The sequence below is a fragment of the Ensifer adhaerens genome (assembly GCF_002007205.1).
Lineage (GTDB): Bacteria > Pseudomonadota > Alphaproteobacteria > Rhizobiales > Rhizobiaceae > Ensifer > Ensifer adhaerens_D.
This window is the reverse complement of sequence record NZ_LAZS01000003.1, coordinates 1-15293: the sequence shown is the minus strand read 5'-3', so window position 1 is coordinate 15293 and position 15293 is coordinate 1. Positions and strand designations below refer to the sequence as shown.

At 62.2% G+C, this 15293-nt stretch carries 14 protein-coding genes; 11 read left to right on the top strand and 3 right to left on the bottom strand.

The features are described 5' to 3' along the window. Nucleotides 1-70: 70 nt before the first annotated feature. The 10 genes from XB14_RS02010 to XB14_RS01965 all read left to right on the top strand — a co-directional run bounded on the left by XB14_RS02010 (nucleotide 71) and on the right by XB14_RS01965 (nucleotide 11227). Nucleotides 71-1006 carry a carbohydrate ABC transporter permease gene (locus XB14_RS02010; RefSeq protein ID WP_077959959.1) on the top strand — a complete coding sequence of 312 codons (936 nt, stop codon included), beginning with the start codon at nucleotides 71-73 and terminating at the stop codon, nucleotides 1004-1006. Nucleotides 1007-1011: 5 nt separating this feature from the next. Beyond that, nucleotides 1012-1845: a carbohydrate ABC transporter permease gene (locus tag XB14_RS02005; RefSeq protein WP_077959958.1), complete on the top strand. Its 834-nt coding sequence runs from the start codon at nucleotides 1012-1014 to the stop codon at nucleotides 1843-1845. An 11-nt stretch (nucleotides 1846-1856) separates the two neighbouring features. Continuing rightward, the gene (locus tag XB14_RS02000) at nucleotides 1857-2924 is read left to right on the top strand and encodes an ABC transporter ATP-binding protein (RefSeq protein WP_077959957.1); all 1068 of its coding nucleotides are present in this window, start codon (nucleotides 1857-1859) and stop codon (nucleotides 2922-2924) included. A 205-nt stretch (nucleotides 2925-3129) separates the two neighbouring features. Beyond that, on the top strand, nucleotides 3130-3516 hold the full coding sequence (locus XB14_RS01995) for a c-type cytochrome (RefSeq protein WP_077959956.1): 387 nt from the start codon (nucleotides 3130-3132) through the stop codon (nucleotides 3514-3516). Between the two features lie 238 nt (nucleotides 3517-3754). Next, nucleotides 3755-4597 carry a cytochrome c oxidase subunit II gene (locus tag XB14_RS01990; protein WP_077959955.1) on the top strand — a complete coding sequence of 281 codons (843 nt, stop codon included), beginning with the start codon at nucleotides 3755-3757 and terminating at the stop codon, nucleotides 4595-4597. A gap of 155 nt (nucleotides 4598-4752) precedes the next feature. After that, nucleotides 4753-6528: a cytochrome c oxidase subunit I gene (gene ctaD, locus XB14_RS01985; protein ID WP_077959954.1), complete on the top strand. Its 1776-nt coding sequence runs from the start codon at nucleotides 4753-4755 to the stop codon at nucleotides 6526-6528. Next, complete coding sequence (locus tag XB14_RS01980) at nucleotides 6525-7229, top strand: cytochrome c oxidase subunit 3 (protein ID WP_077959953.1); 705 nt, start codon at nucleotides 6525-6527, stop codon at nucleotides 7227-7229. Before ctaD ends, XB14_RS01980 begins: the two co-directional genes overlap by 4 nt. A gap of 12 nt (nucleotides 7230-7241) precedes the next feature. Next, nucleotides 7242-7964 (top strand): heme-copper oxidase subunit III family protein, encoded by a 723-nt coding sequence (locus tag XB14_RS01975; RefSeq protein WP_077959952.1) that lies wholly within the window; start codon nucleotides 7242-7244, stop codon nucleotides 7962-7964. 3 nt (nucleotides 7965-7967) lie between these two features. Continuing rightward, nucleotides 7968-8348 (top strand): cytochrome C oxidase subunit IV family protein, encoded by a 381-nt coding sequence (locus XB14_RS01970; protein ID WP_077959951.1) that lies wholly within the window; start codon nucleotides 7968-7970, stop codon nucleotides 8346-8348. 317 nt (nucleotides 8349-8665) lie between these two features. Continuing rightward, on the top strand, nucleotides 8666-11227 hold the full coding sequence (locus XB14_RS01965; RefSeq protein ID WP_077959950.1) for a GcvT family protein: 2562 nt from the start codon (nucleotides 8666-8668) through the stop codon (nucleotides 11225-11227). A gap of 86 nt (nucleotides 11228-11313) precedes the next feature. Here XB14_RS01965 and XB14_RS01960 read toward each other — a convergent pair whose 3' ends face one another. Next, nucleotides 11314-12243 carry an aldo/keto reductase gene (locus tag XB14_RS01960; protein WP_077959949.1) on the bottom strand — a complete coding sequence of 310 codons (930 nt, stop codon included), beginning with the start codon at nucleotides 12241-12243 and terminating at the stop codon, nucleotides 11314-11316. 244 nt (nucleotides 12244-12487) lie between these two features. After that, complete coding sequence (locus XB14_RS01955; RefSeq protein WP_077959948.1) at nucleotides 12488-13276, bottom strand: SDR family NAD(P)-dependent oxidoreductase; 789 nt, start codon at nucleotides 13274-13276, stop codon at nucleotides 12488-12490. A 97-nt stretch (nucleotides 13277-13373) separates the two neighbouring features. Here XB14_RS01955 and XB14_RS01950 point away from each other — a divergent pair, with 97 nt between their 5' ends. Next, nucleotides 13374-13973 carry a TetR/AcrR family transcriptional regulator gene (locus XB14_RS01950; protein WP_077959947.1) on the top strand — a complete coding sequence of 200 codons (600 nt, stop codon included), beginning with the start codon at nucleotides 13374-13376 and terminating at the stop codon, nucleotides 13971-13973. A gap of 315 nt (nucleotides 13974-14288) precedes the next feature. On the opposite strand, the gene XB14_RS01945 is transcribed toward XB14_RS01950, so the two are convergent. Then, on the bottom strand, nucleotides 14289-15017 hold the full coding sequence (locus tag XB14_RS01945; protein WP_077959946.1) for a hypothetical protein: 729 nt from the start codon (nucleotides 15015-15017) through the stop codon (nucleotides 14289-14291). Nucleotides 15018-15293 lie beyond the last annotated feature (276 nt).

Here is a 15293-nt window from a genome sequence, read left to right as displayed (position 1 = left end):
ACTCCGCTCTTGCATACGAAAACGAGGTACGTCGAAGAAACCGGCGACCGCACAGGGGATATTTCGATCGATGACCTACGTCGCCCGACAAAGCGGCCTGCCTAAAAGCAGGACGCCGCTGAAGAAGCGCATCGCCGATGCCGCCGCACCCTATCTCTATAGCGCGCCGGCCCTGATCCTGATCGTCACGGTGATGCTGGTGCCGCTGGTGCTTGGCGTTTCCTATGCCTTCCGCGATATCCAGCTCCTGAACCCGTTTTCCGGTGCCTATATCGGGCTTGATCATTTCCGGGCGCTCTCCGAGGATCAGGCCTTCTACCGGGCGCTTCGCAATACCCTCTGGTGGACGGGCGCATCGGTGTTCTTCCAGTTCGTCTTCGGCCTGATCCTCGCGCTGCTGCTCGACAAGCCGTTCTACGGCCGCGGCCTCGCCCAGGCGCTCGTTTTTCTTCCGTGGGCGGTGCCGAGTTTCCTTGCCGGCCTCAACTGGGCCTGGCTGTTCAATCCGGTCGTCGGCCCTCTGCCGCATTGGCTCTTCGGCCTCGGCATCATGAGCGAGCCACACAACATCCTCTCCGACCCGCAGCTTGCCATGTGGGGACCGATCGTCGCCAATGTCTGGTGGGGCATTCCCTTCTTCGCCATCACCCTGCTTGCCGCCCTTCAGGCGATCCCCCGCGACCTCTACGAGGCCGCCAGCATCGACGGCGCCGGTCCGGTTCAGCGCTTTCTCTCGATCACGCTGCCTTTCCTCGCGCCGACCATTGCCATCACCATCCTGTTGCGCACCGTCTGGATCTCGAACTTCGCCGACCTGATCATCGTCATGACCAACGGCGGGCCGGCCGATCGCACCCAGATCGTCGCCAGCTACATCTTCACCCAGGCCTTCAAGCGGCTGGATTTCGGCTACGCCTCGGCGATCGCGCTCGTGCTTCTGGCACTGCTGCTCGCCTATTCGATGCTGATCGTCATCCTGCGGCAATGGCTCTTGAGCAAGGATTGAGACCGATGCGCGCCAAACCTCTTCTCCTCACGATCGCACACCGGCTGGCCATTCTCGCCTATATCGCCTTTGCGCTCTTCCCGCTCTACTGGCTGCTGAAGGTCGCAGTCACTCCGAACGACCTGCTCTATTCCGAAGGCATTCGAATGTGGCCGTCGCGCGCCAGCCTGGAGCATTTCGATTTCGTGCTGCGCCACAGCGCCTTTCCGGTGTTCTTCAAGAACAGCCTGATCGTTTCCGGCTCGACCGCCGTCATCGTCACTGTCCTTGCCTCGCTCTCGGGCTATGCGCTGTCGCGCTTCAATTTCCGCGGCAAGTACTGGCTGGTGGCGCTGATGCTTCTGACGCAGATGTTTCCGCTGGTGATGCTGGTGGCGCCGATCTTCAAGATCCTGTCGCCGCTCGGCCTGACCAACAGCCTGACCGGCCTCGTCATCGTCTACACCGCCTTCAACGTGCCGTTTGCCACCTTCCTGATGCAGTCCTTCTTCGACGGCATTCCGAAGGATCTGGAGGAAGCTGCGATGATCGACGGCGCGACCCAATTCGTCGCCTTCCGCCAGATCATCCTGCCGCTGACGCTGCCCGGCATTGCCGCCACCCTCGGCTTCGTCTTCACCGCCGCCTGGAGCGAGCTTCTTTTTTCGCTGATGCTGATCTCCGGCAACGACCAGGCGACCTTCCCCGTCGGGCTTCTGTCCTTCGTGTCGAAGTTCTCCGTCGACTTCGGGCAGATGATGGCCGCCGGCGTGCTCGCGCTCATCCCCGCCTGCCTCTTCTTCCTGCTCATTCAACGTTATCTCGTCCAGGGCCTCACGGCCGGCGCGGTCAAAGGCTGAGGATTGTTCTCATGGCTTCCATCGATATCGCCAATATCCAGAAATCCTACGGCATCCACCCGGTCCTGCACGATGTCGACCTGAAGATCGGCGACGGCGAATTCGTCGTGCTCGTCGGCCCCTCCGGCTGCGGCAAGTCCACGCTTCTGCGCATGATCGCCGGGCTTGAAAGCGTCACCTCGGGCGAGATCCGCATTGCCGGAAAACGCGTCAACGAACTGGCACCGAAGGACCGCGACATCGCCATGGTGTTCCAGTCCTACGCGCTCTATCCGCACATGTCGGTCGCCAAGAACATGAGCTACAGCCTGAGGCTCCGCAAAACCGCGAAGGAGAAGATCGCAAGCGTCGTCTCAAGTGCTGCCGCCAAGCTCGGCCTCGACCCGCTGCTGGAGCGCCGGCCGCGTGCGCTCTCCGGCGGTCAGCGCCAGCGCGTCGCCATGGGCCGCGCCATTGTGCGCGAGCCGAAAGCCTTTCTCTTCGACGAGCCGCTGTCGAACCTCGACGCGCGCCTGCGCGAACAGATGCGCGCCGAAATCAAGAAGCTGCACAAGGACCTCGGCGCCACCTCGATCTACGTCACCCACGACCAGATCGAGGCGATGACGCTCGCCGACCGGATCGTTGCCATGAACGGCGGCTTCGTGCAGCAGGTCGGCAGCCCGCTCGATCTCTACGACCGCCCCGCCAATCTCTTCGTTGCCGGCTTCATCGGCTCGCCCGGCATGAATTTCTTCGAGGGCACCTACCTGAACGGCACCGCCCCGCGCTTCGAGACGGAAGGCGGCGTCACCATCCCGGCTGAGCCGCATCCCGCCCTGGTCGGCGGCGCCAAGGCGACGCTCGGCATCCGCCCGGAGCATGTCGAGATCGGCGTCGATGGTCCGGATGCGCTGAACGCCAATGTCGACCTGGTCGAGCCGACGGGTTTCGGCATCATCCTGCATCTTTCCTTCGGCCGCGCCGGCTTCAAGGCCTTTACCAACGACCGAAAGTTCCTGAACGCGTCGGGCACGCTTCCGGTGCGCCTGCCGGTCGAGCGCCTGCATTTCTTCAACGCCGACGGCAATCGCGTCTGATCGCCGTCACCATCTCTGGTGAAAATTTAGGCGCGGCCGGCGACCTGCCGGCCGCGGCGGTTGACTTCCTGAGGACGAGGCGTACCGTTTCGGTGTCGCAAGTATCAACCGCCCGTGGCGCCAAATTAAGAGAAGCAAGCACCGCCAAAACGACAGATTGACGATAGCCTTCCTTGCCTGCGCCCGGCGATTTTGAGGAAGTGTCATGCGAGAACTTGTTGTTGCCCTTGCCTTTTCGACAACGATGCTCTGTCCGCTCGCGACCCTCGCGCAAGAGGGCGATGCCGCAGCCGGAGCCACCGTCTTCAAGAAATGCGCCGTCTGCCACGTGGCTGACAGCGATACCAACAAGGTTGGGCCGTCGCTCAACCATCTGTTCGGGCGAACGGCCGGCACCCATGCCGACTTCAGCTACTCCCCGGCGATGATCAATGCCGGCAAGGCTGGCCTCGTCTGGGACGAGGCCCATCTACGCGATTACCTTCAAAATCCCCGGACCAAGATCAAGGGCACCAAGATGGCCTTTGCGGGGTTGAAGGACGACACGCAGATCTCTGATCTTATCGCCTATCTGAAGCAGTATTCGCAGTAGCCTGCGAAGACTAAAGGCAACCGTCGCCCGCACGGAGGCGGCGAATTGCGACTATTCGACGTTCGTGCAATAATTGCAGGTACAGCGCCGCGCGTCTTATCGGACGCGCAAAGGTCGCTGTAGAACTTTGAATTCCTGCATGTTTTTCTTTGATCGGCTGCGATTAAAGCGAACATGCAGCAGGCTCTACGGATTGCGTATTCATGCCCACAGCCGCCAGCGGCGAGGAGGGACAGAAATGGCCGTGGTAGTTGTTCTGGTTTTGGTGGCCGTCGGGTCGGTGTTGTTCCATCTGTTGAGCCCTTGGTGGTGGACGCCGATCGCGTCCAACTGGAATTACATAGACAATACGCTGATCATTACCTTCTGGATTACCGGCGTCGTCTTCGTCGCCGTCGTGCTTTTCATGGCCTATTGCGTCCTTCGTTTTCGCCATCGCCCGGGAAACCGGGCGGCCTATGAACCGGAAAACAGGAAGCTCGAGGGGTGGCTCGCGGGTGGCACCACGCTCGGCGTCGCGGCCATGCTGACCCCCGGTCTTTTCGTCTGGCATCAGTTCGTCACCGTGCCTGACGGTGCAGCGGAAGTGGAAGTCGTCGGCCAGCAATGGTTGTGGAGTTTCCGGCTGCCCGGCGCCGACGGCAAGCTCGGAACCTCCGAGACCCGCGACATCACCCCGGAAAACTCGCTCGGTCTCAACCGCAACGACGCGGCAGCCCTCGACGACGTCGTCATCGAAGGCGGCGAGCTGCACCTGGAGGTCGGCAAGCCGGTGAAGATGCTGCTACGCTCGGTCGACGTGCTGCATGATTTCTACGTGCCGGAATTCCGCGCCAAGATGGACATGGTGCCGGGCATGGTCACCTATTTCTGGCTGACGCCGACGCGCACCGGCACGTTCGAGGTGCTTTGCGCCGAACTCTGCGGCACCGGCCATCCGCAGATGCGCGGCACGGTCATCGTCGACAATGCGGCCGACTACCAGACCTGGCTTTCGCAACAGACGACGTTCCAGCAATTGCAGGCGAAGGCAGGAACGAAGGAAACGGCGCAGGCAGGAAATGCCGCCCCGGCGCAATAGGAGGCGCCCCGACGGCCAAAGCGGGATAAGGTAAGTGTGCGCGGTTTTCCGCCTGCATCCCGCTCGTGAGCGAAAGCAATTCCATCGTTCGACGTCCGGAATTGCGTGTTTCAAGCGTTGGATCGAGATGATCCGGTGTTGGGAGGTTCTCGCAGATGGTCGATATCCGGCATGGCACGGGCGAACAGATTGGCCCCGCGGAAGTGGAGGACGTGGAGCTTTATCATCCGCATAGCTGGTGGACGCGCTATGTCTTCAGCCAGGATGCCAAGATCATCGCCGTGCAATATGCCTCGACCGCGATCGCGATCGGCATGGTCGCGCTCGTCCTCTCCTGGCTGATGCGGCTGCAGCTCGGCTTTCCCGGCGCCTTCGCCTTCATCGATGCCGAGCGCTACTACCAGTTCATCACCATGCACGGCATGATCATGGTGATCTATCTCCTGACCGCGCTGTTCCTCGGCGGCTTTGGCAACTACCTGATCCCGCTGATGCTCGGCGCGCGCGACATGGTCTTCCCCTATGCCAACATGCTGAGCTACTGGCTCTACCTGCTTGCCGTGCTGGTGCTGGTCGCAAGCTTCTTTGCCCCCGGCGGGCCGACCGGCGCCGGCTGGACGCTCTATCCACCACAGGCGGTGATGTCGGGCACGCCGGGAGGCAATGACTGGGGCATCGTGCTGATGCTGTCGTCACTCATTCTCTTCGTCATCGGCTTCACCATGGGTGGGCTCAACTATGTCGTCACCGTGCTGCAGGGCCGCACGCGCGGCATGACGCTGATGCGCATGCCGCTTACCGTCTGGGGGATCTTCACGGCCACAGTGATGGCACTGCTCGCCTTCCCCGCCCTCTTCGTCGCCTGCGTCATGATGCTGTTCGACCGTATACTCGGCACCAGCTTCTTCATGCCGGCGATCGTCGAGATGGGCGAACAGTTGCAGCATGGTGGCGGCAGCCCGATCCTGTTCCAGCACCTCTTCTGGTTCTTCGGTCATCCGGAGGTCTATATCGTCGCACTGCCCGCCTTCGGCATCGTGTCGGATCTGATCAGCACCCACGCCCGCAAGAACATCTTCGGCTACCGCATGATGGTCTGGGCGATCGTCATCATCGGCGCGCTCTCCTTCATTGTCTGGGCGCACCACATGTATGTCAGCGGCATGAACCCCTATTTCGGCTTCTTCTTCGCCACGACGACGCTGATCATCGCCGTGCCGACGGCGATCAAGGTCTATAACTGGGTGCTGACCCTCTGGCGCGGCGACATCCACCTGTCGCTGCCGATGCTGTTTGCGCTCGCCTTCATCGTCACCTTCGTCAATGGCGGGCTGACGGGCCTCTTCCTCGGCAATGTCGTCGTCGACGTGCCGCTCTCCGACACGATGTTCGTCGTCGCCCATTTCCACATGGTCATGGGCGTCGCGCCGATCCTCGTCATCTTCGGCGCGATCTACCATTGGTATCCGAAGATCACCGGCCGTATGCTCAACGAGGCGATGGGGCAGCTCCATTTCTGGGTCACCTTCGTCGGTGCCTATCTGATCTTCTTCCCGATGCACTATCTCGGGCTGATCGGCATGCCGCGCCGCTACTATGAGATGGGCGAGACCGCCTTCGTGCCGGCTTCCGCCCATACGCTCAACGAGTTCATCACCATCATGGCGCTGATCGTCGGCGCCGCCCAGATCGTCTTCCTCTTCAATCTCATCTGGAGCATCCGCCACGGCCGCGAGGCCGGCGGCAACCCCTGGCGGGCAACGACGCTCGAATGGCAGACGCCGGAGACGCCGCCGCGCCACGGCAACTGGAAGGAACTGCCGGTCGTCTATCGCTGGCCCTATGACTACAGCGTGCCCGGAGCGGCGGAAGACTTCATTCCGCAGAACCAGCCGGGCGCAACGAGCCATGCGCCGGAGGGGGCCTCATGAACGTCACGCTCGCCTTCCTGGCGGTGATTTTCGCGATCGCCGGCTGGTGGCTCAGCCGACAGCGGCTGTTCTCGAAACCGTGGCTGGAGGTCGGCCACGCCCACGACCTCCGCCCACACGACCGGCCTCCCATGGCGCCCGCGAAAATCGGTCTTGGCGTCTTTCTGGCCGTCGTCGCCGCGCTCTTTTCGCTCTTCATCAGCGCCTATTTCATGCGCATGGCCTCCACCGACTGGTGGTCGACGCCAATGCCGAAGATCCTGTGGCTTAACACCGCCATTCTCGCTCTCGGCAGCCTGCTTCTCCATGCGGCGCGGGCAACGGCCGACCAGCACCGTGACGAGGCAAGCCGCACGGCGCTGATCGCCGCCCTTGCAACCGGTCTCGCCTTCCTCGCCGGCCAGGTCTTCGCCTGGCGCGAGCTTACGGACGCCGGTTTTGTCCTCGCCGACAATCCGGCCAACAGTTTCTTCTACATGATCTCCGGCATGCATGGCCTGCACATCCTCGGTGGGCTCATCGCGCTCACGCGGGTGATCGTGAAAACGCGCGCCGGCCCGATGGGCGAAAAGGCCGTGCTGTCGATCACGCTCTGCGCCACCTACTGGCACTTCATGCTGGCCGTATGGCTGGTGCTTTTCGCGCTCTTTTCCGGCTGGGCCAACGACTTCGTCGAGCTCTGCCGGTCCCTCTTGACTTGAAGGAGCCAAGGCATGTCCGCCGAGACACATTCGCCTGTCAGAGAGCCGCTCCACCGCCCCGCGGGCCTTGCCGGTTTCGCCTCCGACTGGGCCTCCGACCAGCGGACGTTCAAGAACGTCTCCTGGGGCAAGGCGATGATGTGGATCTTCCTCTTGAGCGACACCTTCGTCTTCGGCTGCTTCCTCATCGCCTATATGTCGGCGCGCATGTCGACCGCTGTGCCGTGGCCCAATCCAAGTGAAGTCTTCGCGCTGCATATTGGCGGCTCGGACGTGCCGCTGATCCTGATCGCGATCATGACCTTCGTGCTGATCACCTCCAGCGGCACGATGGCGATGGCTGTCAATTACGGCTATCGCCACGACCGCCGGAAAACCGCGCTTCTCATGCTGATAACCGCCCTGTTCGGCGCCACCTTCGTCGGCATGCAGGCCTTCGAATGGACCAAACTGATCAGCGAGGGCGTGCGGCCCTGGGGCAACCCCTGGGGTGCTCCCCAATTCGGCTCGACCTTCTTCATGATCACCGGCTTCCACGGCACTCACGTCACGATCGGCGTCATCTTCCTGCTGATCATCGCCCGCAAGGTCTGGCGCGGCGACTTCGACACCGGCAAAGCCGGCTTCTTCACGAGCCGCAAAGGACAATACGAGATCGTCGAAATCACCGGCCTCTACTGGCATTTCGTCGACCTCGTCTGGGTCTTCATCTTCGCATTCTTCTATCTGTGGTGAGGCATGGCCATGACAGAAACGACGGTACACACCCACGCAGCACCGCAAGCCCAAACACAAGCACCGGCACAAACGCACCAGCAGCACCCGATTGGCCTCTACCTGGCCGTCTGGATCCTGCTTTTCGTGCTCAGCACCTTCTCATACCTCGTCGATTACGTCGGGCTGCAGGGCTATCTCAGATGGTCGCTGATCCTGATCTTCATGATGCTGAAGGCAGGGCTCATCGTCGCGATCTTCATGCACATGGCCTGGGAGCGGTTGGCGCTGATCTACGCGATCCTGTTGCCGCCGCTCCTGGTGCTGGTGTTCGTTGCCCTGATGGTCTCGGAATCAAACTACGTGCTCTTCAGTCGCCTGACCTTCTTCGGCGCCGCACCTTAGGACGTGGTGCCCAAGACATGCGACATACCCGCTGACTGTCGTCCTTGGACAAAGCCTAAGGTCGGACATTCTTTCCCGACGCGATGACGCATTCCGATACGGCCGCGTGCTGCCTATGCTAAAGGAAGTCGCATCGAACATCCTTTGGGCTTTTTCTCACGAAATCAGTGGCATGACCGTCTCGATAGCTCTCGTTGCGCGACCAAAAGATTGCCCGGCTCTGGTCGTGCAGTTTGATGATTATGTCGTAGACAGGCTCTAGTCGTGATGTATCACGCCTTAAAATCCGGCTTCCAATCCAACTAGGGTCGCAATCAATGGCAGAGTTTCCGCAAAAGGCGAAGGTCGTAATCATCGGGCTGGGTGGCATCGTGGGCGCCTCGATCGCGCATCACCTGATCGAGCGCGGCTGGGACGATATCGTCGGCATCGACAAGTCGGGTGTCCCGACCGATATCGGCTCGACGGCGCACGCCTCCGACTTCTGCTACACCACCAGCCACGATTACCTCTCGGTTTGGACGACGCAGTACTCCATCGATTTCTTCGAGAAGATGGGCCACTACGCCCGCATCGGCGGCCTGGAAGTTGCGCGCACCGGCGACGACGTCTGGATGGAAGAGATCAAGCGCAAGCTCTCCTCCGCCAAGGCCTTCGGCACCCGCGCCCACTATGTTTCGCCGGCCGAAATCAAGAAGATGTTTCCGCTGATCGAGGAAGATCAGGTCATGGGCGGCATGTTCGACCCGGATGCCGGCCTCGTCATCCCGCGGTCGCAGACGGTTGCCGGCAAGCTCGTCGATGCGGCCGAAAAATCCGGCAAGCTGCAGGTCTTCGGCAACACGCCGGCGAAGTCGCTGATCGTCGAGAACGGCCGCATCAAGGGTGTCGTCACCCATCGCGGCACGATCATGGCCGATCATGTCATCGTCTGCGCCGGCATCTGGGGCCGCCTCATCGCCGAAATGGTCGGAGAGGACCTGCCGGTCATGCCGGTCGACCATCCGCTCACCTTCTTCGGCCCGTACAACGAATTCGAAGGCACCGGCAAGGAGATCGGCTTCCCGCTTTTGCGTGACCAGGGCAACTCGGCCTACATGCGCGACACCGGCGACCCGAAGACCACCGAGGGCGGCCAGATCGAGTGGGGCTATTACGAGACCACGAATCCGCGCCTCTGCCATCCGCGCAACATTCTCGAAAAGCACGAGGCGCGCCTGTCGCCCTCGCAGCGCGACCTCGACATGGAGCAGATCATCGAGCCGCTCGAGCGCGCCATGGAACTGACACCGATCCTCGGCGAGCTCGGCTACAATGAAGGCCATTCCTTCAACGGCCTCTTGCAGGTCTCGGCCGCCGGCGGCCCCTCCTGCGGCGAGAGCCAGAAGGTGCGCGGCCTCTGGTACTGTGTGGCCATCTGGGTGAAGGACGGCCCCGGCTACGGCAAGTTGATCGCCGACTGGATGACGGACGGGCGCACCGAAATCGACCACGCCTCGATCGACTATTCCCGCTTCTATCCGCACCAGCTCGAGGAAAAATTCATCGAGGGCCGCTGCTTCGAGGCGGCGCAGAAGATCTATTACCCGGCCGTGCACACGCGCGAGCCCTATGCGACGGGCCGCAACGTCAAGCGCTCGCCCTTCTACGAACGCGAGAAGGAACTCGGCGGCTATTTCATGGAACTCGGCGGCTGGGAGCGCGCCCACGGCTACGCCGCCAACGAGCACTTGCTGGAGAAGTACGGCGACCGCGTTCCGGTGCGCGAGAACGAGTGGGACAGCCGCCATTTCTGGCGCGTCTCCAACGCCGAGCATCTGGCCATGAGCGAGGATTGCGGCATCGTCAACCTCTCGCATTTCCACATGGTCGACATCGAAGGCCCTGACCATGTCGAGCTTCTCGAGTGGCTCTGCGCTGCCAAGATCGGCGGTGACGGCAACATCGGCAAGGGCATCTACACCCACTTCCTCGACGACGAGGGCATGGTGCGGGCCGACTTCACCGTCTTCCGCATGGCCGACCGCTGCCGCCTCGTCAACGGCGCCGACGCCGGTCCGCGCGACTTCCAATATATGCGTCGTGTCGCCGAGGACCGCGGCCTCGACGTCACCATCACCGACGTCTCGGAAAAGTTCATCACGATCGGCATCTGGGGTCCCAACGCCCGTGAGACGCTCAAGAAGGTGGTTGCCGATCCCTCGGGTCTCGACATCGAGAACTTCGCCTTCGCCGCGATCAAGCCGATCGAGGTCGCCGGCAAAAAGGTCACCGCCTTCCGCATCTCCTATGTCGGCGAGCAGGGCTGGGAACTGCACATGAAGTACGAGGACGGTCTCGCCGTCTGGGACGCTCTGCGCTCGACCGGCGTCATGGCCTTCGGCGTCGAAACCTATGCGAACTCGCGCCGCATGGAAAAGAGCCTGCGCCTGCAGAACGCCGATCTTCTCACCCAGTACAACCTGATCGAGGCGGATCTTGCCCGCCCGAAGGTCAAGGACGTCGACTTCCGCGGTAGGGCCAAGCACCTCGAGTACAAGGCGCGTGAGCACCAGCCGGCCATGCTCTGCACGCTGGTGCTGACCGAGAACACCGACAGGAATGGCGTCAAGCGCTATCCGGTCGGCACCCTGCCGGTCATCGATCCGGAAACCGGCAAGGTTCTGGTCGACGAACTCGGCCGCCGCTCCTACACCACGTCGATCGCCTTTGGCCCGACGATCGGCAAGAACATCGCGCTTGCCTACTTGCCATGGTCCCATTGCCAGGTCGGCCGCAAGCTCAACGTCGAGTACTTCGCCGAAACCTATCCGGTCGAAGTCGTCGGTATCGGCTACAAGCCGCTCTACGACCCCGAGAACCTGAAGCCGCGCACCTGATCAGCCGGCGCACGACGTTCAAAAACGAAAGGCCCGCTCGGATCCGAGCGGGCCTTTCTTCTGATTGGAACATCAAGCGCGTGCGGTCAGGGCAGAACGTGTCCTGCCGCCGTGAAGAGACGATACCAATCCTCGCGCGACAGCGTGATGTCGGCGCCCGGCGCGATATCGGCCAAACGCTCGGGACTTGTCGTTCCAAGCACCACCTGAATGTTGGCCGGATGGCGGGCGATCCAGGCATAGGCGATCGCGGAAGCCGATACCCCGTACTTGCCCGCGAGTTCGTCCAGCACCCGGTTGAGCTCCGGGAAATTCGTCTCGTCGCCGACGAAGACACCGCCGAAGAAACCCTGCTGGAACGGCGACCAGGCCTGCAGCGTCATGCGGTTGATGCGCGAATAGACGACCACTTCCCCGTCGCGGTCGATCGATTGCTCGAGGCCTGCCATGTTGGCGGCAATGCCGAAGGCGACGGAGGGGGCATGGGCGATGCTGAGCTGGATCTGGTTGGCGACCAGCGGCTGGCGCACCGCCGTCTTCAGGAGATCGATCTGCCGCGGGGTGTGGTTCGAGACGCCGAAATTACGTACCTTGCCCGCCGCCTGCAACTTGTCGAAGGCCTGTGCCACCTCCTCCGGTTCCACCAGCGCATCCGGACGATGCAGCAAGAGAAGATCGAGATAGTCGGTCTTCAGCGCCGCCAGCGACCGCTCGACCGACTGCAGGATGTGCTCCCTGGAAAAATCGAAATAGCCGCGCCGGATCCCGCATTTACTCTGCACGACGATCTGTTCGCGCTCGGCAGGCTTCAGCCGTAGCGCATCGCCGAAGCGGCGCTCGCAGGCGTTCAGCTCGCCGCCATAGATATCCGCATGGTCGAAGACATTGATGCCCACGTCCCTCGCCTTGCCGTAAAGCCGGGCTATGGCGCCATCGCTGAGATCGGCAATCCGCATCATCCCGAGCACGGCAGAGGAAACGGAAAGGTCGGTTGGTCCCAGATTGAATCTTTTCATCGGTTCGCACCATCAACGTCGTTTCGAGGGAGGATCTTCGCACGCGGACGGGAGCGGCCGGCATTGCGAATCTTTGATCCTCAATCTCTAGCAGCCCGACCACGCTTGGCAAATGTTTAGGCGCGGTCGCTGATCGACGATGCGGCTGACGGAACTCGAGCGGACAAATGTCCAAGCATCGGGCTTCCCGTGAGCGCGTGATTTCGGAGCGGACGCCGATCGCCCGCTCCCGCGCGCGGACGGCTCAGGCCGCCGAGCGATAGCGCTCCGCCGGCAGCGACTGCGAAAAATTGGGCAGCATTGCCAGACGTGCCGCATCGAGCGCGTTCCACTGGTCGGCATCCGGCAGCGGCGGGATCGTCACGAGCTCGCGCCGGTCGTAGCCGACCAGCGCCGCATCGACCAGATCGCCGACCTCCATGACGCCGGCAAGCGTGTCGACATCGACGCCGGCATGGTCCCAGATTTCGGTGCGCGTCGCCGCGGGCAGAACCGCCTGCACATAGACGCCCCTGTCCGCGAGCTCGACATTCAGTCCCTGCGAGAGGAACAGCACGAAGGCCTTGGTCGCCCCATAGACGGTTGCACCCATCTCAGGCGCAAGCCCGACGACCGACGCGATGTTGATGATCGCCCCCTCGCCTCTCTCAGCAAAACCCGGCGCCGCCGCATGTGCAAGCCTGGTCACAGCCGTGATGTTGAGCGCGATCAGCTTCGAGATGTCCTCGTTCTGCTGCTGAAGAAAGCCGCGGGGGATAGACGTGCCAGCATTGTTGACCAGCACCCCGATGCTCCGGTCTTCGCGCAGGCGCTGTTCGACCTTGGCGAGGTCCTGCCCGTCCGTCAGATCGGCCGGCACGACATCCACGGCAACGCCGGTTTCGTTCCTGAGGCGCGCGGCGAGAGTGTCGAGCCGCTCCGTGTTGCGTGCGACCAGAACGAGATCATGGCCGCGATGCGCAAATCGCTCCGCATAGACGGCACCAATACCGGTAGAGGCACCGGTTACAAGGACTTTAGGCTTCCTGCTCATCGATCGTGCTCCTTCAGATTATTAATGATGATCGTCATGTATTTGGATATATGATGGATATCATGTATAATGTCAATCGAAATTTCAGGAGACGATGATGCGCGTGAGCCGGAAGCAGGTCGAAGAGAACAAACGGACAATTCTGGAGGCGGCCGGCCGGCTGTTTAGGGAACGCGGCTTCGAGTCCGTTACCGTCACCGATGTCATGAAGGCGGCGGGCCTCACCCATGGTGGCTTTTACGGCTACTTCACCTCCAAGGAGGATCTGATCGCACAGACGCTCGCCGCTCTGCAGGGAGAGACCGAGCCTCTGTCCGTGGACCTGTCATCCGTCGCGCGACGTTATCTTTCGCCGGAACATCGCGACGATTATGGCCACGGCTGCCCGCTTGCAGCCCTGGCGTCGGACGTGAGCCGCCAACCGGGAGCTGCACGGTCGGAAATGACCGGCGTCCTCAAGCGCCAGTTCGTCCGCTTCGGCAAGATCGCGCCGGGCTCGGATGACGAACAGAGGCGCCGCGCCGCGATCGGCAGTTCCGCCGCGATGATCGGTGCGCTCATCCTGGCAAGGATGACCGACGATCCCGATCTGTCGGCCGAGATCCTCGACGAGACACGGGCGTGGCTTACCGACCGCGACCCCAAAGGCTCCGCAAGCCACAGCCCTTCCGGGAAAAATGCCCGCGCAGAAGGCTAGGAGCGGAAAGCTGGGCCATGCCGCTGAAAATTCCACGACGACCTTGCGGTCGCGGCTGCGACAAACCGAAAGCTCAGAACGCAAGGGCAGAACCGAAGCATGGCGACGCGTTTAGGCGCATCCTCGCGCAGCCGGGATGTCCTGGCCGGTGGGAGCTGCCCCGGAGCGATTTCTCTGCGGAATGCGGGCGTTGTTGGGTGGCGGACGCACCGCGCCGAAACGGGCCGTTGGGGCGCGTTTCCTGGAGGAAACGGAAACACGGTGTACCCCGCGACCCGTCACTCGCGCCTCATCTGACCGTCGAACGGCGTTGCTCTATCGCGCGGTCACCGGCCCGTCCGCCCAGCCGAATTTCTTCGTCCAGAAACTGTTCCAATCGTTCAATGACTGTTGCGTGCGCTTGTAGATTTTCTCGGCCTCCGCCTCCGCCTTGAGGGCCTCCGCCAGCGCGGCATCGCCCTTCGCGTTGATCCGCGCCCCGCGTGCGATGTCGAGACCGATGCGCGCTTCGCTCGCGGCGTCCGCCAGGGACTGGCCGGAGCTATGGCCCTCGGCATCGGCAACATAATGCAGCTGGTCGGCCGCGATTTTCAGATCATAGCCGAGCACGATCTCGGTTTCGGCAAAACGGCTGCGGTTGCCGCGCACCGTCGCTGTCAGCGCGAGAGCAATGGCCTCTTCATGCTTGAGATCGGGATCGTTTAGCAGTTCCGCTTCGACCCGGCCCGCGAAAATCTCGCCCTGCTGGGTGAGGATTTCCTTCAGCGTCGCCCTGACATTGGGATCGCTGGCTTTGAAGCGATCGGAATTCACCATTTCCAGCGCCTGGCCGATAAAGGCGTCGGACCTTGCCGTGTGCTCCAGCATGCTGGTGCTGACCGCACCGAGCGCTTGCTTGGTCGCCTTGCCAGGCTCGGCGGAAACGCCGTTCGCGACCTGGAGGATGCCGCTCGCGCTGTCGGTGGACCCCGCTTTTTCCTCAGGCTCAGCGGTCCGCCTGAGGATCTCCAGGGCAACGTTTGACGTCGGCGATATCGTGGTCACCCGTGTTGTCTCCGCGGCAATGGCTGCGCTTTCTGCACCTGCCTGCCGAATTGGTGCGAACAGCCTCATGCTATTGCGGGAATCAAGGATGAAAGCAACTATCGATTGTATATGTTAATAAACGGGTAACACCGCGCGACGGCGCAAGTCGCACGCCCGCCGCTCCTTCTCCCAGGGGCAGCGGCGCCGGCCAACACGGTCTAATTTTAAGCCGGCGTCTGCGGAGCAACTTACTGCTGCGGTGGCGATGTGGGGGATGCGCGCGCGACCAACGTG